Source organism: Cupriavidus necator A5-1 (assembly GCF_000744095.1).
GTDB lineage: Bacteria > Pseudomonadota > Gammaproteobacteria > Burkholderiales > Burkholderiaceae > Cupriavidus > Cupriavidus necator_A.
The window spans coordinates 1404238-1430653 of the sequence record NZ_JQLI01000001.1; the positions used below are offsets into that span (position 1 = coordinate 1404238).

Annotated in this window: 21 protein-coding genes and 1 pseudogene; 8 read left to right on the forward strand and 14 right to left on the reverse strand. The window is 65.9% G+C overall.

Going from position 1 to position 26416, the window contains the following annotated elements; genetic code table 11:
• Positions 1-45: 45 nt before the first annotated feature.
• From K307_RS47600 to K307_RS06200, 8 genes are all read right to left on the reverse strand, one after another.
• On the reverse strand, positions 46-1515 hold the full coding sequence (locus K307_RS47600; protein WP_155301093.1) for an ISKra4 family transposase: 1470 nt from the start codon (positions 1513-1515) through the stop codon (positions 46-48).
• Between the two features lie 188 nt (positions 1516-1703).
• The gene (locus tag K307_RS06170) at positions 1704-2075 is read right to left on the reverse strand and encodes a hypothetical protein (protein ID WP_155301094.1); all 372 of its coding nucleotides are present in this window, start codon (positions 2073-2075) and stop codon (positions 1704-1706) included.
• 74 nt (positions 2076-2149) lie between these two features.
• The gene (locus K307_RS06175; RefSeq protein ID WP_042876996.1) at positions 2150-3805 is read right to left on the reverse strand and encodes an acyl-CoA synthetase; all 1656 of its coding nucleotides are present in this window, start codon (positions 3803-3805) and stop codon (positions 2150-2152) included.
• A 28-nt stretch (positions 3806-3833) separates the two neighbouring features.
• Positions 3834-4976, reverse strand: a complete 1143-nt coding sequence (locus K307_RS06180; protein ID WP_042876997.1) for an acyl-CoA dehydrogenase family protein — start codon at positions 4974-4976, stop codon at positions 3834-3836.
• A gap of 11 nt (positions 4977-4987) precedes the next feature.
• Positions 4988-6118 carry an iron-containing alcohol dehydrogenase gene (locus K307_RS06185; protein ID WP_042876999.1) on the reverse strand — a complete coding sequence of 377 codons (1131 nt, stop codon included), beginning with the start codon at positions 6116-6118 and terminating at the stop codon, positions 4988-4990.
• 26 nt (positions 6119-6144) lie between these two features.
• Entirely contained in the window at positions 6145-7713 is a 1569-nt protein-coding gene (locus tag K307_RS06190) for an acyl CoA:acetate/3-ketoacid CoA transferase (RefSeq protein ID WP_042877001.1), read from the reverse strand.
• A gap of 37 nt (positions 7714-7750) precedes the next feature.
• On the reverse strand, positions 7751-8191 hold the full coding sequence (locus K307_RS06195; RefSeq protein ID WP_022538176.1) for a MaoC family dehydratase: 441 nt from the start codon (positions 8189-8191) through the stop codon (positions 7751-7753).
• 25 nt (positions 8192-8216) lie between these two features.
• The gene (locus K307_RS06200) at positions 8217-9338 is read right to left on the reverse strand and encodes a glycoside hydrolase family 88 protein (protein ID WP_042877003.1); all 1122 of its coding nucleotides are present in this window, start codon (positions 9336-9338) and stop codon (positions 8217-8219) included.
• 161 nt (positions 9339-9499) lie between these two features.
• Between K307_RS06200 and K307_RS06205 the strand changes: the two genes are divergently transcribed.
• Together K307_RS06205 and K307_RS06210 are read left to right on the forward strand one after the other, a co-directional pair.
• A complete protein-coding gene (locus K307_RS06205) occupies positions 9500-10378 on the forward strand; it encodes a LysR substrate-binding domain-containing protein (RefSeq protein WP_042877005.1) in 879 nt (292 codons plus the stop codon).
• A 327-nt stretch (positions 10379-10705) separates the two neighbouring features.
• The gene (locus K307_RS06210; protein WP_042877007.1) at positions 10706-12448 is read left to right on the forward strand and encodes an IS1634 family transposase; all 1743 of its coding nucleotides are present in this window, start codon (positions 10706-10708) and stop codon (positions 12446-12448) included.
• 199 nt (positions 12449-12647) lie between these two features.
• Here K307_RS06210 and K307_RS06215 read toward each other — a convergent pair whose 3' ends face one another.
• The 5 genes from K307_RS06215 to K307_RS06235 form a co-directional block, all read right to left on the reverse strand.
• A complete protein-coding gene (locus K307_RS06215; protein WP_042877010.1) occupies positions 12648-13868 on the reverse strand; it encodes an ABC transporter substrate-binding protein in 1221 nt (406 codons plus the stop codon).
• Between the two features lie 62 nt (positions 13869-13930).
• On the reverse strand, positions 13931-14959 hold the full coding sequence (locus K307_RS06220) for a branched-chain amino acid ABC transporter permease (protein WP_230625540.1): 1029 nt from the start codon (positions 14957-14959) through the stop codon (positions 13931-13933).
• 7 nt (positions 14960-14966) lie between these two features.
• Positions 14967-15854, reverse strand: coding sequence for a branched-chain amino acid ABC transporter permease (locus K307_RS06225; RefSeq protein WP_042877013.1), 888 nt, complete (start codon positions 15852-15854; stop codon positions 14967-14969).
• Positions 15855-15875: 21 nt separating this feature from the next.
• Positions 15876-16580 (reverse strand): ABC transporter ATP-binding protein, encoded by a 705-nt coding sequence (locus tag K307_RS06230; RefSeq protein WP_042877015.1) that lies wholly within the window; start codon positions 16578-16580, stop codon positions 15876-15878.
• A gap of 2 nt (positions 16581-16582) precedes the next feature.
• Positions 16583-17362, reverse strand: a complete 780-nt coding sequence (locus K307_RS06235; protein ID WP_042881489.1) for an ABC transporter ATP-binding protein — start codon at positions 17360-17362, stop codon at positions 16583-16585.
• An 806-nt stretch (positions 17363-18168) separates the two neighbouring features.
• On the opposite strand from K307_RS06235, the gene K307_RS06240 reads away from it, so the two are divergent.
• Both K307_RS06240 and K307_RS06245 read left to right on the forward strand, forming a co-directional pair.
• Positions 18169-18969, forward strand: a complete 801-nt coding sequence (locus K307_RS06240; RefSeq protein WP_042877017.1) for an SDR family oxidoreductase — start codon at positions 18169-18171, stop codon at positions 18967-18969.
• Between the two features lie 52 nt (positions 18970-19021).
• Positions 19022-19255, forward strand: a pseudogene (locus K307_RS06245) (tyrosine-type recombinase/integrase); the annotation flags it as partial.
• On the opposite strand, the gene K307_RS06250 reads toward K307_RS06245, so the two are convergent.
• Positions 19252-20184: a LysR family transcriptional regulator gene (locus tag K307_RS06250; RefSeq protein ID WP_042877021.1), complete on the reverse strand. Its 933-nt coding sequence runs from the start codon at positions 20182-20184 to the stop codon at positions 19252-19254. The pseudogene K307_RS06245 and the gene K307_RS06250 overlap by 4 nt on opposite strands.
• A gap of 267 nt (positions 20185-20451) precedes the next feature.
• On the opposite strand from K307_RS06250, the gene K307_RS06255 reads away from it, so the two are divergent.
• Genes K307_RS06255 through K307_RS06270 form a run of 4 tightly spaced genes read left to right on the forward strand, consistent with a single transcriptional unit; the run spans position 20452 to position 26414 of the window.
• Complete coding sequence (locus tag K307_RS06255; RefSeq protein ID WP_042877023.1) at positions 20452-23487, forward strand: xanthine dehydrogenase family protein molybdopterin-binding subunit; 3036 nt, start codon at positions 20452-20454, stop codon at positions 23485-23487.
• The gene (locus K307_RS06260; protein WP_042877025.1) at positions 23484-24299 is read left to right on the forward strand and encodes an FAD binding domain-containing protein; all 816 of its coding nucleotides are present in this window, start codon (positions 23484-23486) and stop codon (positions 24297-24299) included. Before K307_RS06255 ends, K307_RS06260 begins: the two co-directional genes overlap by 4 nt.
• Complete coding sequence (locus K307_RS06265; protein ID WP_042877028.1) at positions 24296-24868, forward strand: (2Fe-2S)-binding protein; 573 nt, start codon at positions 24296-24298, stop codon at positions 24866-24868. Before K307_RS06260 ends, K307_RS06265 begins: the two co-directional genes overlap by 4 nt.
• Entirely contained in the window at positions 24861-26414 is a 1554-nt protein-coding gene (locus K307_RS06270; protein WP_042877030.1) for an AMP-binding protein, read from the forward strand. Before K307_RS06265 ends, K307_RS06270 begins: the two co-directional genes overlap by 8 nt.
• The last annotated feature ends 2 nt before the right edge of the window (positions 26415-26416 follow it).

Sequence of the window (26416 nt, forward strand, 5' to 3'; positions counted from 1 at the left end):
ACTTGAAAAATGAGCGCGTGCAAAAAATTGGGGAGGCCGATTTCGTTAGGCGCCCTGGCTTGCGGCGAGGATGTCACGGTAAATTCTGTTCGTTTGCCGATGCCGGTCTGGCGATGCATGTCCGACGCATTGGCTGTGACGGGAGGCGGCGATCTCGAGTGCGGAGATGCGGTCGGGTGAGAGTTCCCCGTTCAAAACCGCGACCCTGACCTGCACCATGCAGTGCGCCCCTTCGTCCGTCCAGCGCATCTGTCGCTTCTTGGCCATCCGATGGCTGACGACCTGGTTCACCGCGGACTCCGCGATGCTACTGCTGATCGGCAAGCCCTTTCGATGCCGGGCGCCGTAGTTGACCAACGTAGGCGCGTTGCTCCTGAGGTACCCGCAGACTTTATCCAGGTTCCACCACAGCGTGCTGAATTCATACCCCGTCCTCGTCAGTAGTTGCGCGTCCAATGCCTTGATGCGCTCCAACGCTTTGCGACCCTTGCCATGCCAGACTAGCCACTTGGCGTGAGTGATTTCGGTCTCTATCGACTCTCGTTCCATTGAATCGATTATCTTGCTGCCGAACACGGAACGCTGCGCCGTGTTGAACTTCATGGCGATGTGAAACCAATCGAGAATCCTGCCGCGAGCGAGCTGACTGCCCTGGACGGTCTTCTCAAATTCACCGGCGTCGTCGCTGATCACGGTAACGCGTTCGTCGGTCGCCACACCGTTTCGAGTGAGAAACTGATCGAGCCGCGCTGCAGCCGAGGTAACTTCCCGGTGCACATAGGCATAGAACTTTGGCGGCCTGTCGGTGAACGTCGCTCGTCCGGCGATGAGGTTGACGTGGCGGCCAAGGCCCCTCACGGAGTCGCAATGCCGCAGCCACGCCGAGTCGACGCTCACGGTTGCGACATGGCTGGATTCGCGAATCTGGACGTCGGCTACGGACTGGGGCAGCTTCGCGATATCACGCTCGATGTCAGCGTCGAGTTGCTTTCCGATAGTGCGAATCCGATTCCGGGTGCCGCTGAACGAAATGCCCTTGTCCAGCGGCAGTACTTCCTTCAGCATAGCCGTGGCCTGCCGGTACGGCAGATGGCTTGCCCACTTTGCCTGGAGGTATTCCAACTCCGGCGTGGCGCGATTAGTCAGAGCTTTAGACAAGGGATGGATCACGGATCGCGGCGCCCGCACAGTCCGTTGGCAAGCACACGACCACAGCCGCGGACTGTTCACCGTCACCTTGCCGTACACCGTGCGCACCACCATCGAGCGACGGTCCTTGTGGCTCAAGGCCGCCCCGCAACACCGACAATGAGTCTGGCCAGAGAGCCATCCCGCGACTTGTTTCGAAACCAGCTCGGTCTGAACCTTGGCCAACAGCGACCGGCCCTCCGCGAGGGTCAGGCCTATGTCGGCAAGGCTATAGTCAGGGCGCTCAATCACGGCCACGACTCCGTCAACGTCTTGGCCGGTGTCGCTGCCCTCGTCGGCCAACCTGGCTTCGATGATTAAGCGCATGGTCTGCTCCCACCCTTGCGATACCAATCAGCGTAGTCCACAGGCATCCCGAGCAGCCCTCGCTTGGGGGCCTCCCCAACATTTGCACGCTCTCTTTCGAGTGTAAATAAAAGTGTCAACTCGTCGCCGGCACTTCTATATACGGCGCGGGTTCCAGGCAGATTCCGAAGTGACAGATTTGCTTCGTTCTACGACCATTGGCTCCATCTCCGCCCTGCGCCTCTCCGTAAGGCCGCCCAATACATGACCCGAAGTTCCGACGACAACTCTGCCTCCTCGATCCTGCATCCAGCCGGGAAGCCGCTCAAGTCAATGCCAAGTTCCACCGCCGCAGCAAGACAGATCACCATGCGCCTCGGGCACGCTGAACGCATCTCCTCGCGATAGAGGAAGAGCAGCGCGGCCTGGTAGCCGATACCGTGACGCCTGGACAGATGCCGTGCCTGCCGTGCGGTGGCACCGCGCCAGTCACGCATCTCGCGCAGGATGTCGCCAAGGCGGTCGATCAACCGGTCTTCGCTGCCAATGCGATGCCGGACACGAGTCTTCTGATCCGCCACGGCCCGGCGCTCACCGATACCCCGAATGTGGAGAGCAGGGTCGGCGGGCCACCGAAACACATTCACGGGCGAACTCACGCCGGTACGTGGCCGGGCCAGAAAGCGTCGGAGCTTGCTCGTTGCCTGAGGAGGAACTTCTGGATCTTGCCGGTCGACGTCCTGGGAAGGTGGCCGATGACCACCTTCTTCGGCGCCTTGAAGTGCGCCAAGTTGGCGCGACAATGCTCGATCAGTTCGCGCTCGCCGACCCTCGCGCCCTCGACGACTTCGACAAAGGCGCATGGCGTCTCCCCCCAACGCTCGTCCGGCTGGGCGACGACGGCTGCCACGCGCACCGCAGGGTGCCGGTAGAGCACCTCCTCCACCTCCAGGGAGTTGATATTCTCTCCGCCCGAAATGATGACGTCCTTGGAACGGTCCCGGATCTGTACATAGCCATCCGGGCAGACGACTGCGAGGTCACCCGAGTGGAACCAGCCGCCGGCAAAAGCTTCCGCCGTGGCCTCGGGGTTCTTCAGGTAGCCCTTCATCGTCATGTTGCCGCGGAACATGACTTCACCGATGGTCTTCCCGTCCCACGGCACCGGCACAAGGGTTTCGGGATGCAGCACCGCCATGCCTTCCTGCGCGGTGTAGCGGACGCCCTGCCGTCCTTTCCGTTCCACCAGCGCAGCGATGCCGAGGTCGTCCCATTCGGGCTGCTCCACGCAAACCGCCGCGGGGCCGTAGACCTCGGTCAGCCCGTAGATCTGGGTGATCCGGATCCCCATGCGCAGCAGGCCCTCGATCACCGGCATCGGCGGCGGCGCGCCGCCGATGAGTCCGTGGACCGGATGGTCGATGCCCGCCTTCCACGCTTCGGGTGCCTGGGCAAGCATCGCATGCACGATCGGCGCCCCGCAGTAGTGCGTGACCTGGTGCTCGCGAATCGCATCGAGCACGGCGGCAGCATTCACCCCCCGCAGGCAGACGCTGGTACCGGCGTTGGCCGCCAGCGTCCAGGCGAAGCACCAGCCATTGCAGTGGAACAGCGGCAGCGTCCACAGGAAGACGGCGTGCCGGGGCATGCCCCAGTCGAGCATGTTCGAGAGCGCAGCCAGATAGGCGCCGCGATGGTGGTAGACCACGCCCTTTGGGTTGCCCGTGGTGCCAGAGGTGTAGTTGAGGGCGATGGCCTGCCATTCGTTGGCGGGCTCGCCGCCCTCCCAGTGCGGATCGCCCCCGGCCAGGAAGCCCTCGTATTCGATCTCCGCCAGCCTGCGGCCCCCTTCCACGGCGGGATCGACGATGTCGATCACCAGCGGCTTGTCGTCGAGCAGCGCCAGTGCGGCTTCAACTACGTCCGCGTACTCCGTGTCGGTGACCAGCACCTTCGCATCCGCGTGCCTGAGCATGAAGGCGATGGCGGCCGCGTCCAGGCGCACGTTCAGCGTGTTCAGCATGGCGCCGCTCATGGGCACGCCGAAATGCATCTCCAGCATCTCCGGCGTGTTGGCGGCCATCACGGCAACCGTATCGCCAGTCCTGACGCCGGCGGCCACCAGCGCCGACGCGAGGCCGCGGCTGCGGTCCAGCATTGCCCGCCAACTCGTGCGGCGCTCGCCGTAGACGATGGCTGTACGCTCAGGGTAGACCTCGGCCGTCCTGCGCAGGAAGGAGATCGGCGTCAGGGGCACGAAGTTGACCGGGCTGCGCTCCAGCCCATCCGCGTTGTGTTCGACCTGTTCCATGGATTGCCTCACTGGCTGCAGCCGTGCGTCAGCGCATTACGTCGCGGGAGATGATCATCCGCTGGATCTCGGAGGTCCCCTCAACGATCTCGAGCACCTTGGCATCCCCGAACGCGCGCGATACCGCGTACTCCGTCATGATCCCGTTGCCGCCGTGGATCTGCACGGCCTGGTGAGCCGCCTCCATGGCCTTCTCGGTTGCGAAGAGCTTTGCCATCGAGGCCTGCCGATCGTAGGGCCGGCCCTCGTCCTTGGCCACCGCGGCGTCGTACAGCATCAGGCGGGCAGCGTGCGCGTGGGTCGCCATGTCGGCCAGCTTGAACTGCAGCGACTGGAACTGGTTGAGCGTCTTGCCGAACGCTGTGCGCTCGCTCATGTAGCGGACGGAGCGTTCCAGCGAGCCCTGCAGGATGCCCAGGCCCAGCGTTCCGATCAGGATGCGGCCGGTGCTCACCTGTGACAGGGTCTGCCTGAGGCCGGCCCCGACCTCGCCGAGCAGGTGGTCGGCAGGAATGGCGCAGTCCTCGAAGAACAGCTCGAATGTGGTCGAACCGCGCCAGCCGATCTTGTGCAGCTTCTTGCCATGGCTAAAGCCGGGCGTGCCGTTCGGCACGATGAAGTTCGAGATCTCCTTGCGGCCGTCGGGCCGGGTTCCCGTCACCGCCGCAATGACGATCGGGCCGGTGATCTCGGAACCCGAGTTGCTGATGAAGGTCTTGGCGCCATTGATGACCCAGCAGCCATCCCTCAGCACGGCGCGGGTCTGGATATTGGCGGCGTCGGAGCCGGCGTTCGGCTCTGTCAGGCCGATGCAGCCGACCTGCGTGCCCGTCAGGATCGGCCGCAGGAAGCGCGCCTTCTGGCCGTCGGTGCCGTAGTTGTTGAGCAGGCTGGCCGCCGTCGAGTTGGCCATGATGGCCACCGCCACGGCGCAATCGACGCGGGCGATCTCTTCCAGCGCAATGGCGAAGCCAAGCCAGTCGCCGCCGCTGCCTCCCCAGGCTTCGGGGTACGGCAGCCCGATATAGCCCAGTTCGCCGGCCCGGCGCCAGATCTCGTAGGGAAAACTCTCCTCTTCCCACAACCGGTGGGCGACCGGTGCGATCTCTTCCTCGGCGAAGCGGCGCACCGCCTCGCGGATCATCTCGTGGTGTTCTGCGATGTATGACATCGTCTTCCTCCTCAATACGATTCCTGCAGCATCGCCAAGTAGTCGTCGACCGTGGCAGTGCGGGGATTGGTGGCGTGGCAGTGGTCCTTCGTGGCGGCGACCGCGATGTCCTCCAACACGTCACGCGGCACGCCCATGGCGCCGAGACCGGCCGGCAAGCCGAGACGGGCGTTGAGTTCGCTGATGGCCTGAGCCGGGTCCCCGCCGGCGGGCAGGCCCATGGCCTGCACCAGTGCGGCCTGCTTGGCTTCGGTCGCCGGCTTGTTGAAGCGCAGCACGACCGGCAGCAGCACGGCGTTAAGCGTGCCGTGGTGCAACGAGACGCCGGGCACCGCGCCCAGCGGGTGCGACAGGGCATGCACCGCGCCCAGCCCCTTCTGGAAGGCCAGCGCGCCTTCCATGGCGGCCATCATCATGTTCCAGCGCGCGTCGCGGTCGCGGCCGTTGGCGGTGGCCTTGCCGATATTGGCCATGCCGCGGCGCAGGCCGTCCAGGGCGATCGCCTCGGCGGGCGGGTTGATGGCCGGCGCCAGGAAGGTCTCGATGCAGTGGGCGATGGCGTCCATGCCGGTCGCGGCGGTCAGGGCCGGAGGCAGGCCCAGCGTCAGCTCGGGGTCGCAGATGGCGAGCTTCGGCAGCAGGAACGGACTCAGCAGGCCGAGCTTGCGGCCGGACTCCATGACGATGACCGCGCCCCGGCCCACTTCGCTGCCGGTACCCGCAGTCGTCGGGATGGCCACCAGCGGGGCGACCCGGCTGGTGATTAGGCTCGCGCCGCCCTCCACCGCCGCGTAGGTCTGCAGCGGTGCCGGGTGGGTCGCCAGCAGCGCGGTGGCCTTGCCCAGGTCGATGGGCGACCCGCCGCCCACGGCCACGATGCCATCGCAGCCATTGCCGAGGTAAAGGTCGGTCGCGGCGGACACCGCGGCTTCCGTCGGGTTGGGTGGGGTGTCCTCGAAGACGGTGGGCGTGCAATCCGGGCCTAGGGCGTCGAGCACCTTGTCGGCGATACCGGCGGCGCGGATGCCGCGGTCGGTGACGATCAGCGGTCGCTGGATGCCCAGGCGCTGCAGCTCGACCCCCAGCATCCGGATGGCGCCGAAGTCGATGTGAACGGTAGTCAGGTAGTTGATGACAGCCATGTTTTCCTCGTAGATATGTCGATGCGTCAGGCGCGGAACAGCGTCGGGTCCATGCACGGAAGCGGCTCCGCCACGCGCACCGGCGGGAAGGCCATCAGGTCCAGCACCTGCGACCTGACGTCGATGCCGGGCGCAACCTCCTCCAGCACCAGTCCGTCTGGCGCCACCGAGAAGACTGCGCGCTCGGTGATGACCTTGGCCTCCTGACCGCGCTCGGCCACGTTGCGCCCGAGTGGATAGGTGATCTCGTCCACGCGCTCGACGAACTTGCGCACGCTCCCCTCACGCCCGACCGACAGGAAGCCGTCGGTGGCGTCGGCGGCGAGGCCGCCGGTGGTGAAGGTGCCGGTGAACAGCAGCTTGCGCGCGTTGTAGGCGATGTCGATGAAGCCGCCCGGCCCCGGATTGGCCGCGCCGAAGCGGCTGACGTTGATGTTCCCGGCCCGGTCGAACTGGGCAAAGGCCAGCGCCGCCATCGGGCAGTTGCCGCCGTCGATGAAGTCGAACTGCGAGGGGCCGTCGATCAAGGCCTCCGGATACTTGTTGGCGGAGAATTGCCAGCCGCTCATCACGACGCCGCCGAAGGGGCCGTGCTCGGTGGTAAAGCTGTAGCGATGCAGGCCGCCGTCGGCGAACAGGCCGTCTTCCATCATCACCGTGGGCACGTCGGACGAAGCGCCGAAGCCGAAGATGCTGACCTCGCCGGGCCTGACCTCCCGGGCCGCCCGCCGGGCGATCACCTTGTCGGCGCCGGGCGGCAGGCGGTCCGAGGCGCGGCCGTCGAAAAGCTGGCCGCCGAGATAGGCATCGTCGTACCGGACGTCGGTGGTCATCATGGCGTCGGGCTCCACGACGACGCGATCCACCAGCACGCCGGGAATCCGCACCGCGTGCGCCGGCCGGGCGTGGCGCGGCACCAGCTTGCGCACCTGTGCGATCACGGTGCCGCCTGACGCCTTCACCGCCAGCGCCATGGCCAGCGCGCACGACGTGATCGGCTCCTCCTCGAAGCTCAGGTTGCCGTGCTCGTCGGCGCTGGTGGCGCGCAGGAACGCCACGTCGAGCGGCCAGCTCGGATAGAACAGGTATTCCTTGCCGTCCAGCTCCTGCATCCGCACCAGGTCGTCGGTGGCGCGCGCCGTGTACTTGCCGCCCTGCTGGCGCGGGTCGATGTAGGAGCCGAGGCCGATGCGGGTCAGGTAGCCTGGGCTGCGCCGGGCGACTTCGCGCAGCCAGTGCATGGTGGCGCCGATCGGCCAGCAGTAGGCTTCCACCCGGTTCTCGCGGATCAGGCGCATGAACTCCGGGCGCTTGCCGGTGGCCGGATTCACCGCATTGGTAAAGTTGCCCGACACGATCCGCTTCATCAGCCCTTCGACGGCCACGTGATCCATGCCGCGGATGCCCATGCCGTCGCCGACACTGACCGGGAAGAAGAACGTCAGGTCACGGGGCGATCCTGTCTCGTGGAACCGTTGCGCCAGCGCCTGGAACAACGCGTCCGGCGTCAACCAGCCGATCACGCCGACGCTGCCCACGCTCTGGCCGGGCCGGATGTCCAAAACGGCCTGCGCCGCAGTGCAGATCTTGCTCATGCGATCTCTCACCTTTCTCGCCGCTCGCAGCCCGGGCTCAGGCCTGGAAATGGATGATGTGGGTGCCGACGCAGACCGTCTCGCCCCGCTGGTTGAGTAGCGTCGCCTCGGCCCACAGGCGCTTCTTCTCGTCGTCGGCGCGGGCGATGCGGTAGTTCACGGTGAGGGTGTCGCCGATGCGCACGGGCTTGGTGAAGCGCACGTTGTCGTAGCCGTAGGAGACCGCCGGGCGCTGGATCATGTCGAGATACTTGGTCACGGCGCCGGCGATGAAACCGACCATCATGGCGCCCTGCGCGATGCGGCCGCCGAAGCCCATGCGCTTGCAGTACTCGTCGTCCATGTGGTTGGGGTGGTTGTCACCGCTGATGCCGGCGAAGGCATAGATGTCGTACTCGCCGAGAGTGCGGGTGTAGCTGGTGTGCGTGCCAATAAGGGTGGATACGTTGCCTTCGTGCGGGATCTTGATGTCGGACATGGGGTTCTCCGGAAGTGGGTTGGGTTCAGACCTGGGTGGCATCGATCCTGGTCTCGAGGATGAGCAGGGATTCGAGGAGAAAGTAGTCGCCCCAGACCAGTTCGTTATCCATGGCGACGCCATTGCGCTTGTTAAAGCAGCCGCCGGTGAGGATGCCAGGCTGCCGTACATCGCCTGGGCCGACCGGGGTCAGGAAGCGGGTCACGAGTTGCTCGATGCTGTCGACGGCGGCCTGGCGGTAGACCGCCGCGCGCTCCGGGATAAGCGCGGCCAGTTTGAGCAGGCTGGCGGCGACGATGGCGGTGGCCGAGGTGTCGCGGTTAGTGTGCGGGATGGCGGGATCGTCGAAATCCCAGAAGGCCACGCGGTCGGCCGGCAGGTGCGCGACCCACCAATCGGCCACGCGGATCGCGTCGGACGTGAACGCCTGCTCGCCGCACGACAGCGCCTGCGCGAGGCCGAGCATGCCCCACGCCTGGGCGCGGGCCCAGGTGCTGCTGTCATGGATGCCCTTGTGCGTGTAGCGCTTCACGAGCGAGCCGTCGGTGGCGTTGAATGTGGCGGACTGGCAGACCGAGCCATCCTCCCGCACGCACAGGGCGATGTGCTGGCGCAGGTGCTGGCGGCCGATCTCGCCCGTGCCGAGGGCGGCGTCGTGCCGCAACAGCAGCGCCACGGTGCCCGGAATCGCATCGATGTTGGCCTCGCTCGTCCCCACGCTGGAGGCCTCCTCGGCCTCGGTGCCGAGCGGGATCAGGCGGGCCGCTTCGCTGTACATCTCCGCCAGGCCACGCGTGCCGTCGAGGGCGAGCCCCGCGGCCTGCGGATCGGCCAGCAGCGAGCCGCCGAGTTGCGCGCCGTACCAGAAGAGGAATCCTTTGAACACCGACTTCGACGCCACCCGCGGCGCCAGCCGTGCGGACCACATGCGGGCGCTGTCGCGGTACTTCTGCTCGCCGGTGCGCAGGGCAGCCAGCCACAGCATCCCGACCCAGAAGCCCCCGGTCCAGTCGCCGGCCGGGGAGCGTGTCCAGGTGCCGTCGGCCGGATTGCCATAGTGCGGAAAGCCCGCCTCGTCCTGCGCGATCGTCGCATCGATGCGCTGCAGGATGCGGCCGAGCGCGTCATCTACCAGTCTGGAATCCATACGGTTTATCTCCATGCATACATTGGCTTGTCCGGTCTCCGGTGCCAGCCTTGCGGAGCGGCAGGCTGGCGCGCGCAGCGGGATGCATGGAATCGTAGGGATTGCGCAAATCGGTGTCCAATATATAATTAATCGCTCTTTTATACCTACAGGATATAACGATGGACCTTCGCCATCTCCGGTACTTCATCGCCGTGGCCGAGGAACTCAACTTCACGCGGGCGGCCGAGCGCCTGCACATCGCCCAGCCGCCGTTGAGCCTGCAGATTCGCCAGCTCGAGGAGGAGATGGATGTGACGCTGCTAAACCGGTCGCGCCGGCACGTGGAGCTGACCGAGGCGGGTCGCATTTTCCTGGAGCAGGCGCGGCAGATCCTGCGCGCTACCGAGAGTGCGGTCGTCCAGGCGCAGCGCGCGCATCGCGGCGAGACTGGCCGGCTGACGGTCGGCTTCTTCGAGCACATGTCCTATACGCTGCTGCCGCCCATCCTGCGCGCCTACCGGGAGCGTTTTCCCTCCGTGGAAATCCTGCTGCGCTGGTTTCCAGTCGTCGAACAGGCGGAAGCGCTGCGGCGGGGTGACGCGGATATCTCCTTCATGCGGCCGGTGCCCGACTTGGAGGACGTAACGTGGGAAACCATTCTCGAAGAGCCGTTCGTGCTGGCCGTGCCGGCAAGGCACCCGTTTGCGAATGCCGAGTCAATCTCGCTGAAGGATTGCGCGCAGGAGCCCTTCATCATGTACATGCCAGAGATGGCGCCGGACTTCCACGCCATGAACATGCGCATGTGCGCGTCGGCGGGTTTCGTGCCGAAGGTCGTGTCTGAGGTGGGGCAGGTCTACACGCTGCTCGGCTTGGTCAGCTCCGGTGCGGGCATCGGCTTCGTGCCGGCATCGGTCCGGCAGATGAAGTTCGACCACGTAGTCTACAAACCGATCAAAGGCCGCCAACCAACAATCGAGATCATGCTCGGCTATAGCCAGCGCAGTCCAACGCCGCTGATGACGGCGTTTATCGAGACGGCGAAAAGCATGCTGTGAAGGTTCTCCGGCCTCGCCGGCTGTAACGTGGGCGAGGCGCAGAAAGGCACGGACGTTCAGTCGCGCTGCCGGCGATAGGCAGCCGGCGACGTAGCGGTCGACCGCCAGCGAGTTGACGTCGGCCGGGGCGGCCAGGAGCAGACGTGATGAGAAGTTCTGATAACAAACCGGGCGCAGGAACCGCTCGCTAGCCCGAACTTTGACTTCTCGAATAGCCGGAACCCGCATCAGCAGTGGGTTCCGGCTATTTTTTGAGGCTATTATGTAGCCATGTAAATTAGTATTTATCTATTGTGTTTCGGTAGGTTTGCGCTTGAATACGTGTTCATGTATATCGAACACGTCCCGAACCGCAACTCGCCCCCCGCGATCCTGCTGCGCGAGTCCTATCGCGACGGCAACACGGTCAAAAAACGCACCCTCGCCAACCTCTCGTCGCTGTCCGCCGAGGTCATCGAAGGCTTGAAGGTGCTGCTACGCGGTGGCGTCGCGGTGTCGTCCGCCGATGAGGCCTTCGTGATCGAGCGCAGCCTGCCACACGGACACGTGGCCGCCGTGCTTGGCGCGGCGCGCGCCTGCGGCGCCGAGCAGTGGTTTGCATCGGCACCGGCCGCGCTGCGCTCGGTGGTGATAGCACTGCTGGTGACGCGGGTGGTGTCACCCGCTTCCAAGCTCGCCACGCATCGCATGTTGCGCGACGAGACCGCGACCCACTCGGTGTCGCGGCTGCTGAAGTTGGGCGACGTCGAACTCGAGCAGGTCTATGCCGCGCTCGACTGGCTAGGAGAAGCTCAGGAAGGCATCGAGAAGCGCCTTGCCAGGCAGCATCTGAGCGGCAGTACGCTGGTGCTCTATGACCTCACTTCCACGTGGGTGACGGGACGCTGCTGCGAGCTTGCCGCCCACGGCTACAGTCGCGATGGCAAGCGCGACGATCCCCAGATCGTGTTCGGTCTGGTTTGCACTCGTGAGGGCTGTCCGGTGGCGGTCGAAGTCTTCGCCGGCAACACCGCCGATCCGGCAACCGTGGCCTCGCAGGTGGACAAGCTCAAGAATCGCTATGGCATCGAGAAGCTCGCGTGGGTGGGCGACCGGGGCATGCTCACGCAGGCGCGCATCGACTCGGTCTTGCGCCCGGCTGGCCTGGACTGGGTGAGCAGCCTGCGCGCGCCGCAGATGGCCGCGCTTGCTCACGAGAAGGGTCCCTTCCAGCCCTCGCTATTCGATGAGCGCAACCTGCTGGAGGTGACCAGCGAGGCGTTCCCCGGCGAGCGGCTCATCGTGTGTCGCAATCCGCTACTGGCCGAGGAGCGCAGCCGCAAACGCGAGGCGCTGCTGCAGGCCACCGAAGCCGAGTTGATGAAGATCACCGACGCGACCACGCGTGCCCGCAATCGCCTCAAGGGCACCGAGGAGATTGCCCTGCGCGTAGGCCGCGTCATCGATCACTTCAGGATGGGCAAGCACTTCGAGTTGAACATCACCGACTCGAGCTTCACGTGGGGGCGCAAGGCCGAACAGATTCAGCAGGAGGCCGCACTCGATGGCCTTTACGTGGTGCGTACGAGCCTGCCGGCAACGGAATTGCCGGCTGAGGCGGCCGTGACGGCCTACAAGGGTCTGGCGGTGGTGGAGCGGGCCTTCCGTTCGCTCAAGACGGTCGATCTGCAGGTGCGTCCCGTATTCCATTGGAACGCAGCGCGCGTGCGCGCTCACGTCTTTCTGTGCATGCTTGCCTACTACATCGAGTGGCACATGCGCGAGAAGTTAAAGCCGATGCTGTTTGACGATGAATACGTCGAGCTCGCGCGTGCGGCCCGGCCTTCGCCAGTGGCCAAGGCACGACGCTCGGACCAGGCGAAAGCCAAGGACGCCACCAGGCTTGGCGAGGACGGCTTGCCTGTGCACAGCTTCCGCACGTTGCTCGATGATCTGGCCACGCTCGCGTACAACGTCTGTCACACCCCCCTGAACCCGCAGGCAAAGATCGTCATGATCACGCGGCCGACCCCAGTTCAAGAAAAGGCCTTCCGCCTGCTCAACGTCAGCCCCGTCGCCTGTACCCAGTAATCGACTCGCTCGCGCGCATATAACCGTGAGAAATCAAAGCATTAGCGCGCCGCGAGCTCAAAGTTCGGGCTAGCGGCGCTGCCGACCGACGTGCTGCGCGCATCGGACAAAGGGGCGTATCGAACGGGGCCCAGTCGCAGTGCCTGGCCCGAACAACCCCGCGAACAGCCGCTACTGGCTCAGCAGTGTCCGGTGATCTTCATGACGTCTTCTTCCTAACGAGCGGGCAGCCACCTTCTTCCATCGGCCGGAACGCCTCGTTAGCGGGAATGGAGGCGATGAGCTTGTAGAAGTCGCCCGCATACTTTGATTCCGACGGCTTCTTCACCTCGAACAGATAGAGCGGATGGATCTTCCGGCCGTCTTCGCGAATGCTGCCCTTGCCGAACAGCTTGTCGTCGGTGGGCATCGCCTTCATCTTCGCTACCACGGCGGCGCCGTCGCCATCCGCCTTCATCGCCGCTACTGCCTTCAGGTAGTGGATCACCGCCGAGTACGTGCCCGCCTGCGCCATGGTCGGGAACTTGCCTTTGTTGGAGGCGGCGAATTCCTTGCCGAACTTGCGGTTCTCGTCGGTCATATCCCAGTACCAGGTCTCGCTCAGCAACAGGCCTTGGGCGGCCTTGAGGCCGAGCGCCTGGACGTCGCTGCTAAAGACGAGCAGGCCCGCCAGCTTCTGGCCGCCGGCGGTCACGCCGAACTCGGCGGCCTGCTTGACCGCGCCGATGGTGTCGCCCCCGGCGTTGGCCAGGCCAACTACCTGCGCCTTCGACGCCTGGGCCTGCAGCAGGTAGGAGGAGAAATCGTTGCCCGGGAACGGATGCCGGACCTTGCCGAGGACCTTGCCACCGTTCTTGACGACAACGGCCTCGGTGTCGCGTTCGAGCGAGTGACCGAAGGCGTAGTCAGCAGTCACGAAGAACCAACTCTTGCCCCCCGACTTGACTACCGCCTTGCCGGTCCCATTCGCCAGTGCCCACGTGTCGTAGGCCCAGTGGATCGCATTGGGCGTGCAGGCCTTGCCGGTGAGGTCGGATGTGCCACCGCCGGTGACGATCATCGCCTTGTTCTTCTCCTTGACCACCTGGTTGACTGCCAGGATAACCGACGAGGTTGGCACGTCGACGATGGCGTCCACCTTGTCCACGTCGAACCAGCGGCGGGCGATGCTCGCCCCAACGTCCGGCTTGTTCTGGTGGTCGGCGGCCACGATTTCCACCTTCAGGCCATGCTTCTCGGGCGAGAAGTCCTGGACCGCCTTCTTCGCGGCCCAGACCGAACCGGGACCAGCGAGCCCGGCATAAACGCCGGTCTGATCGTTAAGCACGCCGATCCGAACCACGCCGTCCGTGATCTCGGCCTGCGCCGTGGAGGCCGCCAGAAGCGCGGCGAGCGAAAGCAGCTTGATGCGATTGTTCATCCTGTGTCTCCTCTACTGTGGGGATATATGTGGGGTGTTCCGTTCAGCGCTCGATTTCATGCCTATCCTTCCACGCGCTGGCCATGCACGACCTGCTCCGGCGGGCGTTTCGTCATGACTTGGTGCCGCACGGCAGCGTGGCACGGGGCGGGCCGTGCGCGGCGGTTGCCTACGATGTTCTGGCACAACGCGTTCAACTCGCCGACGATGCCGCGGCGGAACGCCAGCACGCACACGACGAAGATGCTGCCCAGGATCACAGTGATCATGGAACCCACCTTGTCGGCCAAGGCGTTCTGGATAGCGACCACGATGCCCGCGCCCACCACTGGGCCGAAGGCAGTGCCAAGGCCGCCCAACAGAGTCATCAGCACGACTTCGCCGGAGGTGTGCCAGTGCGCGTCGGTCAGCGTGGCAAACTGGAAGACCAGGGTCTTGGTGGCCCCGGCAAGGCCGGCGAGGCCCGCCGAGAGGACGAAGGCCAGCAGCTTGTAGCGCGCGACGTCGTAGCCCAGCGAGGTGGCGCGCGCCTCGTTCTCGCGGATCGCCTTCAGGATCTGGCCGAAAGGCGAATGGATGATGCGGTGGATCAGCCAGAAAGTGAACAGGAAGATCGTCAGCACGAAGTAGTACATGCGCAGGTCCGACGCCAGGTCGATCAAGCCGAACAGCCTGCCTCGCGGAATGTCCTGCATGCCGTCCTCGCCGCCGGTGAACGGCGCCTGCAGGAACAGGAAGTAGAACATCTGTGCCAAGGCAAGCGTGATCATCGCGAAGTAGATGCCCTGCCGGCGAATTGCGAGCGCCCCTACGACAAAGCCCGCGGCAGCCGAGACGGCCGCGCCGAGCAGCAGGCCGAGTTCGGGGGTCAACCCCCAGGTCTTCATGCCGTAGCCCGATATATAGGCCGCCGTGCCGAGGAACGCCGCATGGCCGAACGACAGCAGGCCGGTATAGCCGAGCAGCAGGTTAAAGGCGCAGGCGAACAGGGCGAAGCACAGCACCTTCATCAGCATCACCGGATAGAGCACCGCCGGGGCCCCCAGCGCGCCCAGCAGCAGGACACCGTAGCCAAGATTTCTCATTTTCATATTCGCCTCACTTTTCCTTGCCAAACAGGCCTGCCGGCCGAACTATCAGCACGATGACCATGATCACGAAGACCACCGTGGCCGACGCCTCCGGATAAAACACCTTGGTCAGTCCTTCGACCACGCCCAGCCCCAGCCCGGCGACGATCGCGCCAAGGATGGAACCCATGCCGCCGATCACCACTACCGCGAACACGACGATGATCAGGTTCGACCCCATCAGCGGACTTAGTTGCCCCGTCGGCGCTGCCAGCACGCCGGCCAGCCCGGCCAGGCCCACGCCGAAGGCATAGGTCAGCATCACCATCACCGGCACGTTGATGCCGAAGGCCTGGGTAATGCTTGGGTTCTCGGTGGCGGCGCGCAGGTAGGCGCCGAGGCGGGTCTTCTCGATCGTGAACCAAGTCAGCAGGCACACTGTGAGCGAGGCGCCGATGACCCACGCGCGGTATTTCGGCAGGAACATGAAGCCGAGGTTGAAGGCGCCGGCCACCTCGTCGGGAATCGAATAGGGCTGCCCCGAGACGCCGAATTGGAAGCGGAACAGGCCTTCGATAATGAGCGCCAGCCCGAAGGTGAGCAGCAGCCCGTACAGGTGGTCGAGCTTGTACAGCCACCGCAGCAGGCCGCGCTCGATGGCGATACCCGCCAGCCCGACCAGCGCCGGCGCCGCCAGCAGCGACCACCAGTAGCTGATGCCGAGATACTCCAGGCCCGCCCAGGCGACGAATGCGCCCACCATGAACAGCGCGCCGTGGGCAAAGTTGATGATGTTGAGCATGCCGAAGATCACGGCAAGCCCGAGGCTGAGAATCGCGTAGAACGAGCCGTTCACCAGCCCGAGCACGAGTTGCCCCAACAGCCCCTGTAGCGGGGCTCCCAGAATCGTTGTCATGTTGTCTCCTCCGCAGCGGTCTCAGACACCCAGGAGTTCCTGGAGCAGGTGCTGCTTCTCGTGAATCTCGTGCTGGTGGATCTCCGCGCCGATTTGGCCGTGCTCCACCACGTACATGCGGTCAGCCAGCGGCGCGGCGAACCGGAAGTTCTGCTCCACCAGCACGATCGTGTAGCCCTTCGCCTTGAGGTCGCGGATGACCTGGGCGAGCTTCTGCACGATCACCGGCGCCAGTCCCTCGGAGATTTCGTCCAGCAGCAGCAATCGCGCCCCGGTGCGCAGGATGCGCGCCATCGCCAGCATCTGTTGCTCGCCGCCCGAGAGCCGCGTGCCCTGGCTATGCCGCCGTTCGTAGAGGTTGGGGAACATCGCGTAGATCTCGTCGAGGCTCATCCCGCCGCCACCCACCTGCGGCGGCAGCAGGAGGTTCTCCTCGCACGAGAGGCTGGAATAAATCGCCCGCTCTTCCGGGCAAAAGCCGACGCCGAGACGCGCGATGCGATGGGCCGGCATGCCGATTGCCTCGCGGCCGTCGATCATGACCGAGCCGGCGCGCCGCCCCGTCAGGCCCATGATGGCGCGCAGGGTGGTGGTACGGCCTGCCCCGTTGCGGCCGAGCAGCGTCACGCACTCACCCTCGTTCACCAGCAAGTCGATGCCGTGCAGGATGTGCGATTCGCCGTAGAAGGCATGGAGGTCGGTGACCCGCAGGTATTCCGTCGCCATGATCAGTGCCCTCCCGGCGCAGCGAGCGCGGCATCAGCGCTGCCCATATAGGCCGTGATGACCTGCGGGTTGGCGGAGACTTCCGCGTATGCGCCCTCGGCCAGCACGCTGCCGCGCGCCAGCACCGTGATGGCGTCGCAGATGCCGGACACCACTTTCATGTTGTGCTCCACCATCAGGATGCTGCGATTGGCTGAGACCTTCTTGATGAGCTGCATGACGCGGTCAACGTCTTCGTGGCCCATGCCCTGCGTGGGCTCGTCGAGCAGCATCAGCTCGGGGTCGAGGGCCAGCGTGGTGGCGATTTCCAGCGCGCGCTTGCGGCCGTAGGGCATCTCGGCGGTCGTCATGTCGGCGAAGTCCTCCAGTCCGACGTCGGTGAGCAATGCCATGGCCCTGTCATCGAGCGATGCGAGGACTTTCGCCGAGCGCCAGAACTGGAAGGAAATCCCGAGCCTGCGCTGCAGCGGGATACGCACGTTCTCGAGCACGGTCAGGTGCGGAAACACCGCCGAGATCTGGAAGGAGCGCACCACGCCCCGGCGTGCGACCTGCGCCGGCTTCTCGCCGGTGATCTCGGCACCGTTGAACCGGATAGTGCCGCGCGTGGGATCCAGGAACTTGGTAAGGAGGTTGAAGCAGGTGGTCTTGCCCGCGCCGTTCGGACCAATCAGCGCGTGGATGTGCCCACGCCTGACCTTGAGACTGACGTCGTTTACGGCGACAAATCCCTTGAACTCCTTACTCAGTCCGACGGTTTCAAGAATGAGATCGTTTGCCATGGTCATTTCCGCGCCCGTTGTTTGGGTCTGCTGGAGAATATGGTCGCAGCTAGATCACGTCCAATATATTATTTATTAGTGGTTGAGACTTTTTAGGTATATATGTCGGAGGTGCGCAACCAGTCGCGCGCCTCGCGGATTGTCGCGGACGTCTTCGCACGACGGAACGCTCTAGCCTAGGCTGGCGCGTGGCGCCGGACCGAGCGCAAGCTGGAAGAGCGGGCCAACGTCTATAGATGGCAATTGCGACAGTTGCAGCCGACCGTCTCACAAAGTCGTTACTCGAATCCTCGCTATTTCGTACCAACCCGCAGCGGATCCTCGTGGATGGATGTCAAGTGAACCAAGAGCCGCTTTCAGCGGCAGTCCAACGAATTCGCGCTTCGCGTCAGGGCAGTCTCGCTAATTCCGGTTCCTCACAAGTGTTAAGCACCTTGGAAATCGGGAACGGGCGTTAAGCTTCAGCGACTTGGCGTCTGCCGAGGTTTGAGATGAAAGTCATCATTCGCGAGGAGACCATCACCGGCGAATGCAACACCCGGAGCGGAGATGCCCGCCGACTTGGCCGAGTTCTTCGACCAATTAAGACGGATTACTGAAGCCGAATCCCCAAGGTTCTTAACGCTCCCAGCAGAGGTAGCAGCCCGTGTAAGTTATTTCACTATCATGAAACTATGGTGGGCGCCCACAAGCGCGCTATGTTGACCCCCTGTCGTCTCACCGGCGTTGCAACCGGTCCGCCACACAAGGGGAATTGCCATTCGTCGAACGACGCTCGCGCTCCCCACCAGCCAAGGCACACCATCATGGATCTCGAACTCCGCAATCAACGAGTGCTCATCACCGGCGGCAGCCGCGGCATCGGCCTCTCTTGCGCGGCCGGCTTTCTGCGTGAGGGCGCGCGCGTGGCCATCGTTTCGCGCAGCGCCGAAAACTTGGCGAAGGCTTGCGCCAAGCTGGCCGAAGGCCAGGGTGAATTTGCCAAGGACGTGGTCGCGGTATCCGCCGATCTGACCAATATCGCCGAGGCCGCTCGCGCGGTGGAAGAAGCGGAGGCAGGACTTGGCGGCATCGACATTTTGGTGACCTCCGCCGGCGCGGCCAAGCGCCGGCCGCCGGACGAGCTGACCCCACAGCTGTGGCAGGAAGCAATGACCGCCAAGTATTTCAGCTACATCAATGTGATTGACCCGGTGGTCAAGCGCATGGCGCAGCAAGGGCGCGGCGCCATCGTCAACATCGTGGGCATGGGTGGCAAGATGGCCAACCCCGCCCACCTCGCGGGTGGCGCAGCTAACGCTGCACTGATGCTGGCCAGCGCCGGACTGGCCAATGCCTACGGCAAGCTGGGTGTGCGCGTGAACGCTGTCAATCCGTCGGCTACGCATACCGAGCGCCTGCAGCAGGGCATGGAAGTGGATGCGCGTATCGGCGGCATGACAGTGGAGCAGGCGCTGGCGCGCGCCAACGCGCGCACCGGCCTGGGCCGCCTGGCCACGCCGGAAGAGGTGGCGGACGCCGTGCTGTTCCTCGCCTCGCCACGCGCCAGCTATATTTCGGGCTCCATCCTGTCGATCGATGGCGCTACCACTCCGATGGTAGTCTGAGGCTGCCAGCCTATTGCGTAGGGGTGCATGGCCACGCAGCGCGTGCGGGGGGCGCGTGCCGGAATGGGAACCGCAAGCCGCGGTGCTGGCCAGCGCCTCGGCGCACTGGCTGCGCCACACCGCCGGCTCGCACATGACCGACAAGCAGGTCGACCTGCGTTTTGTGCGCGACAACTTCGGGCACAGCTCGCTGTCGACCACGAGCGGCTACCTGGACAGCGAAGAGGATGCACGGCATGCGGCCACGCAGGAGCGGCACCGGATCGGCTTGGGAACGGAGCGCTAGGTCAGGCTACCGCCTTCGATCGGAGCCTGCTCCATCCCAGAAACCCGCCTGATTTCCTCGGTCACGATGGCGATCAACGCCTCAGTTGCTGTGCTTAACGGCCGTTGCGGATGGCTCACGCAGACCAGATGCCGAACGATACGCGGCGCGACGATGGTATGCATGCGCAGCCTGCCATCTTCCACTGCGCGCTGCACCACGATGCGCGGCAGCACCGTGACAAAGCGCGTGGCTTGCACGAACCGCACGATGGTGCCGAGGATGTCGATCTCGAACTTCGGCGCAAGCGTGACGTCCTGCGCCTGCGTGGCCGTGTCCAGCACGACGCGCAGGCCATGGCGCTTGGTCGGCAGCACCAACTCCAGTGCCGGTAGCTTTGCCATCTCCACGGATTCCGGCAGGTCCGGGCCGTGCTCTGCGCTGGTCACCAGCACCATTTCCTCGTCGTGCATCGGCTGCACCTGCAGCGCCAGCCGGCCACGCTGGCGATGGACCACCGCCGCGTCAAGCTGGCCGGCGGAAACCAGATCGATCAGAGCGGTACTGAAGCCGTCCGCGACCGATACCTCTACGTTCGGATAGCGCGCGTTGAAACGCGCCAGCGAATCCACCAGCACGCTCTCCGTCTCGGACGCCACCATGCCAAGCGTGATGCGGCCGGCCATCTGCTCTTCTCGCTGCATCATCTGCTGCCGAGCGCCGGCGATGTCACGCACGATGGGAAGGAACAGACGGTACATCATGCGACCTGCAGCAGTCGGCACCATGCCGTGCGGGATGCGCTCGAACAGCTTCTGACCGAATTCCTCTTCCAGCCGTGCGATCTGCATGCTGAGCGCCGGCTGCACGATGTTCAGCCGCTTGGCCGCGCGCGTGACGGAGCCGTCCTCGAACAGCGCGATGAAGTATTGGATTTGCTTGAGGTCCATGTGCAGGCAGATATCAATAGAAGTATGGCAACCACATCAATTTTCATGATGGCAGACGCAACCGTGGCGCTGCGCGAAATCAGTTCATTCTCTCGCTATCCGGGGGTCATCAAGTGAAAGTCTATTTATCTATACATCATAATATTTGATTGCGTGGATCAAAAAACAATATTAGTCGTTATATCGAAATCTCCCTAATCTCCGTTTGACGTTGAACGGTTCCGCTGGCCTCCCGGCCCGAAACCGTCTCGCAACACGGAGTCGCAAATGAAGAGATTCGATGCTGGCGAAACGACCGGCACGGTTCAGGAGACACAGGAGATCCGGCGTGCGCCCCACGTTGGCCGCCCGATGCAGCGCGTCGAGGACGCCGCCATCCTGACCGGTCGTGGACGCTATGCCGACGACCTGGGCGTGAGGCCCGGCACCCTGCACGCCGCCATCCTGCGCTCGCCGCACGCGCACGCTGAACTTGGCGCCATCGACTGCGCCGCCGCGTTGAAGGCGCCGGGCGTGCACGCCGTGCTGACCGGGGCCGATCTCCGCGGCTGGTCGAGGCCCTTCGTGGTGGGCGTGAAGGCGCCGATGGAGCAGTGGGCACTCGCCATGGAGCGCGTGCGCTATGTGGGCGAGCCGGTAGCCGTGCTGGTGGCCGAGAGCCGCGCGCTGGCGGAGGATGCGCTCGACCTCGTGCGGGTGGAGTACCGCGTGTTGCCGCCGGTGGTGTCGATCGAGGCCGCCGTCGCCGACGACGCGAGCGTGCTGCATCCCGGCCTCGGCAGCAACGTGGCCAGCGACCGCCATTTCCGCTATGGCGACCCCGAGGCCGCCTTTGCCGCCGCGCCGCACCGCGTGGCGCTGACCGCCCATTACCCGCGCAACACCTGCACGCCGATCGAGTGCGGCGTGGTGATTGCCGAACACTTGCCGGCCAACGAGGGCTACCAGGTCACTTCCAACTTCATGGGGCCGTTCTCGCTGCACGCCGTCATGGCAATGGCGCTGCAGGTCCCGGCCAACCGCCTGCGCCATGTCGCGCCGCGCGACTCGGGCGGCAGCTTCGGCGTCAAGCAGGCGGTGTTCCCCTACGTGGTGCTGATGTGCCTCGCCTCGCGCAAGGCGGGCGCGCCGGTGAAGTGGGTGGAAGACCGGCTCGAGCACCTGAGCGCCGCCACTTCTGCTACCGCGCGGCTTTCCACCTTGGAAGCCGCGGTCGAGGCGGACGGTCGGATCGTCGCGCTCTCGTACGACCAGCTTGAGGACTGCGGCGGCTACCTTCGTGCCCCGGAGCCCGCCACCTTCTACCGCATGCATGGCCTTCTGACCGGTGCCTACGCGATTCCGAACCTGCTGGTGCGCAACCGCGTGGTGCTGACCAACAAGACGCCTACCGGACTCGTGCGCGGTTTCGGCGGGCCGCAGGTGTACTTTGCGCTGGAGCGGCTGGTGCAACGGATCGCGGTGGAGCTGGGCCTGGATCCGCTCGACGTCTACCGGCGCAACTTCGTGCCCGCCGATGCCTTTCCTTATCGCGCCGCGGCGGGCGCACTGCTCGACTCCGGCAACTACCAGCTGGCGATGTCGCGTGCGCTGGACGCGGGTGGCTACGGCGAGCTGAAGCGCCGTCGCGACGCCGCGCGTGCCGAGGGAAGGCTGTACGGCATCGGCTTTGCGGCCATCGTCGAGCCCTCGGTGTCAAACATGGGCTATATCACCACCGCCACGCCGGCCGAGGCGCGCCGCAGGGCGGGCCCGAAGAACGGCGCCATCGCCAGCGCCACGGTCAGCGTGGACCTGCTCGGCGGCGTGGTGGTGACCATCGCTTCCACACCGGCGGGACAGGGCCACATGACCGTGTCGGCGCAGGTCGTAGCCGACGTGCTCGGCATCGATCCGGGCGACGTCGTGGTCAACGTCGAATTCGACACGCACAAGGATGCCTGGTCCGTGGCCGCCGGCAACTATTCCAGCCGCTTCGCCGGTGCCGTGGCCGGCACCGTGCACCTGGCGGCCACGCGCGTACGCGACAAGCTGGCGCGCATCGTGGCCTCGCACCTGGGCTGCGACCCCGCCGAACTGGCCTTCGCGGATGGCCGCATCCAGCGCCGGGGCGCGCCCGATACCGCCCTGCCCTTTGCACGCGCGGCCAGCAATGCGCCGCACTGGTCGCCGCAGCTGCTGCCGGCCGGCGAGGAGCCCGGCCTGCGCGAAACCGTGTTCTGGTCGCCCCCCAACCTCGACGCCCCGGACGAACAGGACCGCGTCAACACCTCCGCCTGCTACGGCTTTGCCTTCGACCTGTGCGGCGTGGAGATCGACCGCGCTACCGGCCGCGTGCGCATCGACCGCTACGTGACGGCGCACGACGCCGGCAAGCTGCTCAACCCGGCGCTTGCCGACGGCCAGATCCGCGGCGCCTTCGCGCAGGGACTGGGCGCGGCGCTGATGGAGGAATTCCGCTACGGCCCGGACGGCAGCTTCCAGTCCGGCACGCTGGCGGACTACCTGATGCCGACTACGTGCGAGGTGCCCGACCCGCTCATCGTCCATCTGGAGACGCCGAGCCCGTTCACGCCGCTCGGCGCCAAGGGGCTGGGCGAGGGCAACAACATGAGCACGCCGCCATGCGTCGCCAACGCGGTGGCCGATGCGCTCCGCGTACGCGACATCCGCCTGCCGCTCACGCCCGCCAGGGTGATGGCGATGATCGGCTTCGACGACCCGCCGCCGTCGCGTCCTGAACTGGCCGAGGCAGCAAGTGCAGCCTCGGCGAGCGGCAAGGGTGGGGGCAAGAGCGGCAAGGCCCTGAGCGCGCGTGGCACGGTCGACCTGGACGCCACACCCGACGCCGTCTTTGCCGTCCTGCTCGACCCGCAGGCGCTGGCCAATGTCGTGCCGGGCTGCCACGCGCTCGTGCCCATCGGCGACAACCGCTACCGCGCCGACGTGACCGTGGGCGTGGGCATGATCAAGGCCCGCTACGAAGCCGAGATCGCGCTGTCCGACCTGGAGCCGCCGCACCGCCTGCGGCTGGCGGGCGCCGGCCTGTCGTCGCTCGGCAGCGCGCGCGGCGCGGGCCTGGTCGAGCTGGCCCCGCACGGCGCCGGCACCCGTCTCACATACGACTACGAGGCCGAGGTGTCCGGCAAGGTCGCCGCCGTCGGCGGCCGCATGCTCGAAGGCGCGGCCAAGGTGGTGTTGCGCCAGTTGTTCGAATCGCTCGGCCGGCAGGCCGGGGGCAAGCCCGCGCGTAAGCCGGGGTGGATCGCGCGCCTGCTGGCGCTCCTGGGAGTCCGTCGATGAAACCCGCCGCCTTTGACTACCTGCGCGCCGAATCCGCGCAGCATGCGCTGGAAGCGCTGGCCCGTGCCGGCGAGAGTGCCCGCGTGCTGGCCGGCGGCCAGTCGCTGATGGCCGTGCTGAACATGCGCCTCGCGCAGCCGCAACTGCTGGTCGACATCTCGCGCACCTGTGACCTGGATACCGTGCGCGTCGAAGACGGCCACCTGGTGGCGGGCGCCGCCGCCACGCAGGGCAGTGTGGAATGGCGCCCGTCATTGGCCGACGAGGTACCGCTGCTCGCGCTCGCCTTCCCGCACATCTCGCATTTCCAGATCCGCAACCGCGGCACCGTGTGCGGCTCCATCGCCCACGCCGACCCAAGCGCCGAGCTGCCGCTGGTGCTGACCGCGCTCAGCGGCGAGGTGGTGCTGCGCTCGCTGCGCCGCCGCCGCGTGCTGCCGGCCGCCGAATTCTTCCGCGGCATGCTGATGACAGCGCGCGAGCCCGACGAACTGGTGGAAGCGGTGCGCTTTCCCCTGAGGCGGCCCGGCGCGCGCTACGGCTTTGCGGAGTTCTCCGCCCGCCATGGCGACTTCGCGCTGGTGGCCTGCGCCGCCATCGTCACGGGCGACGCCATTGCGCTGGCCGTGGGCGGCGTGTCCGACCGGCCGGTGCTGGAGACTTGGCCACACCTCCAAGGCAAGGCGCTGGCCGAGGCAATTAACGATTTCAGCTGGAAGCTGGGCGCCCAGGACGACGCCCATGTCAGCGCGCAGTACCGCCGCCATCTGGTGCGGCAACTGGGCATGCGCGCAATCGAGGAGGCAAGATGAGCAACACCCCCAATGGCGCACCTCAGGGTGCGCCCCCCGTGATGCGGCGCGACGAGCGCCACCGCGTCACCCTGACCCTGAACGGCACCGAACGCAGCGGCCTGTGCGCGCCACGCGAGCTGCTGTCCGACTTCCTGCGCCATGAACTCGGCGCCACCGGCACCCACGTCGGCTGTGAGCACGGCGTCTGCGGCGCGTGTACGGTACGTGTGGACGGCGTGGCTGCGCGTTCCTGCCTGATGCTAGCAGTGCAGGCCGATGGCCTCGCCATCAATACCGTCGAAGGCCTGGCCCCACGCGAAGGCCTGGGCGACCTGCAGGAAGCCTTCCGCCGCCACCATGCGCTGCAGTGCGGCTTCTGCACGGCTGGCATCCTGATGTCGTGCGCGGACTACCTGGAGCGGCTGCCCGAGCCGACAGAGGCGCAGGTGCGCGACATGCTGTCTGGCCACCTGTGCCGCTGCACGGGCTACACGCCGATCGTCGCTGCCGTGCTCGACGTGGCTGCCAGCCGCGCGCGGACGCGCCGGCTCGCCGCCCCGGTTGCCGAGGAGCGCTGCGATGCTTGATCTCGGCCGAACCTTCCTGCAGAGCGTGGAACGCAGCCCCCACGCCCCCGCCATCGTCGACGGTGACTTGCTGCTGACCTACGAGCAATGGCTCGCGCGCATCCGCAGCGTGGCCGCCGGTTTGCTCGACCTGGGCCTGCGGCCGGGCGACCGCGTGCTGGCCATCCTGCGGAACCGCTGGGAGATGGCGACACTCCACTGGGCCTGCCAGTTCGCCGGCGTGGTCATCGTCCCGCTGAACTGGCGCGCCAAGCCGGACGAACTGGACTACTGCGTGCGCGACGGTGGCGTGAAAGTGCTGGTGTTCGAGCCCGTCAGCGCCGACGCCGTGCTGGACAGCCCCGCCGCGCAGGACATCCCCTGCATCGCACTGGACGGCGCGCCGGGCGGCTCGCTCTCGTTCGACGCCCTGCTCCACGCCACGCCCCGCCGGGACAGCACGCAGGCCGAAGCCGGCGACATCTCGCTCATGCTGTACACCTCCGGCACCACCGGCAGGCCGAAAGGTGTGCCACGCCGCCACCGGCAAGAACGCGCGGCCGTGCTGGCGCATGTCGCGCAGAACCTGTACCGGCGCGGCGAGCGGACGCTGGGGGTGATGCCGCTGTACCACACCATGGGCGTGCGGTCCCTGCTGGCCATGGCCCTGGTGGATGGCCTGTTCGTCTGCGTGCGGCGCTGGAGCGCGTCGCAGGCGCTGCAGGCCATCGCCAGCCATCGCGTGAGCTGCCTCTATCTCGTGCCCACGCTCTACCATGACCTGCTGGCCGAGCCGGGTTTCGACAGCATGCACGTGCGCACCGTCACCAAGCTCGGCTTTGCCGGGGCCGCCATGAACGACGGACTGCTCACCCGGCTCGAGGAGGCGTTCCGCCCGGAGCTGTTCGTCAACCACTACGGCTCGTCCGAGGTGTACACCTTCAGCGTCGACCAGCACGCGGCGCGCAAACCCGGCAGTGCGGGCCGCGCCGGCCTCAACACGCGGCTGCGCGTGGCGCGGCTTGACGCGGCCTCACCCGACGAGCTGGCCGCGCCCGGCGAGGAAGGCCAGATCATCGCCGACCTGCGCGGCGACGAGGCCTTCGAGGGCTACTGGAACCGCGACGACGCCAATGCCAGGTCTTTGCGCGACGGCTGGTACTTCACCGGCGACATCGGCTACCTCGACGCCGACGGCGACCTGTTCGTCACCGGGCGGGTCGACGACATGATCATCAGCGGCGGCGAAAACATCTCGCCCGCCGATATCGAATCGGTGCTGTCGCTGCACCCCGCCGTGGACGAGGTGGCCGTGGCCGGCGTGCCCGACGCCCGCTGGGGCCAGAAGGTGGTGGCCTTCGTCAAGCCGCGCGGCTGCGTCGACGCCGAGGCATTGGACGATTACTGCCGCGGCTCCGACCTCGTCAACTTCAAACGCCCGCGCGACTACGTGTTCGTCGCCGACATCCCGAAATCGCCGGTCGGCAAGATCCTGCGCCGCAAGCTGTCGGCGGGCGAATACAACGTGATTTCCTCTCTTCCCCAAAGCGACCCCATCAAGGAGTAACG

Coding starts and splice junctions, on each gene's coding strand:
- K307_RS06215 (WP_042877010.1), bottom strand. CDS start 13,868: ATGAACAATCGCATCAAGCTGCTTTCGCTCGCCGCGCTTCTGGCGGCC.
- K307_RS06265 (WP_042877028.1), top strand. CDS start 24,296: ATGAGCAACACCCCCAATGGCGCACCTCAGGGTGCGCCCCCCGTGATG.
- K307_RS47600 (WP_155301093.1), bottom strand. CDS start 1,515: ATGCGCTTAATCATCGAAGCCAGGTTGGCCGACGAGGGCAGCGACACC.
- K307_RS06190 (WP_042877001.1), bottom strand. CDS start 7,713: ATGAGCAAGATCTGCACTGCGGCGCAGGCCGTTTTGGACATCCGGCCC.
- K307_RS06205 (WP_042877005.1), top strand. CDS start 9,500: ATGGACCTTCGCCATCTCCGGTACTTCATCGCCGTGGCCGAGGAACTC.
- K307_RS06230 (WP_042877015.1), bottom strand. CDS start 16,580: ATGGCGACGGAATACCTGCGGGTCACCGACCTCCATGCCTTCTACGGC.
- K307_RS06180 (WP_042876997.1), bottom strand. CDS start 4,976: ATGTCATACATCGCAGAACACCACGAGATGATCCGCGAGGCGGTGCGC.
- K307_RS06225 (WP_042877013.1), bottom strand. CDS start 15,854: ATGACAACGATTCTGGGAGCCCCGCTACAGGGGCTGTTGGGGCAACTC.
- K307_RS06185 (WP_042876999.1), bottom strand. CDS start 6,118: ATGGCTGTCATCAACTACCTGACTACCGTTCACATCGACTTCGGCGCC.
- K307_RS06210 (WP_042877007.1), top strand. CDS start 10,706: ATGTATATCGAACACGTCCCGAACCGCAACTCGCCCCCCGCGATCCTG.
- K307_RS06255 (WP_042877023.1), top strand. CDS start 20,452: ATGAAGAGATTCGATGCTGGCGAAACGACCGGCACGGTTCAGGAGACA.
- K307_RS06240 (WP_042877017.1), top strand. CDS start 18,169: ATGGATCTCGAACTCCGCAATCAACGAGTGCTCATCACCGGCGGCAGC.
- K307_RS06260 (WP_042877025.1), top strand. CDS start 23,484: ATGAAACCCGCCGCCTTTGACTACCTGCGCGCCGAATCCGCGCAGCAT.
- K307_RS06250 (WP_042877021.1), bottom strand. CDS start 20,184: ATGGACCTCAAGCAAATCCAATACTTCATCGCGCTGTTCGAGGACGGC.
- K307_RS06200 (WP_042877003.1), bottom strand. CDS start 9,338: ATGGATTCCAGACTGGTAGATGACGCGCTCGGCCGCATCCTGCAGCGC.
- K307_RS06195 (WP_022538176.1), bottom strand. CDS start 8,191: ATGTCCGACATCAAGATCCCGCACGAAGGCAACGTATCCACCCTTATT.
- K307_RS06175 (WP_042876996.1), bottom strand. CDS start 3,805: ATGGAACAGGTCGAACACAACGCGGATGGGCTGGAGCGCAGCCCGGTC.
- K307_RS06270 (WP_042877030.1), top strand. CDS start 24,861: ATGCTTGATCTCGGCCGAACCTTCCTGCAGAGCGTGGAACGCAGCCCC.
- K307_RS06235 (WP_042881489.1), bottom strand. CDS start 17,362: ATGGCAAACGATCTCATTCTTGAAACCGTCGGACTGAGTAAGGAGTTC.
- K307_RS06220 (WP_230625540.1), bottom strand. CDS start 14,959: ATGAAAATGAGAAATCTTGGCTACGGTGTCCTGCTGCTGGGCGCGCTG.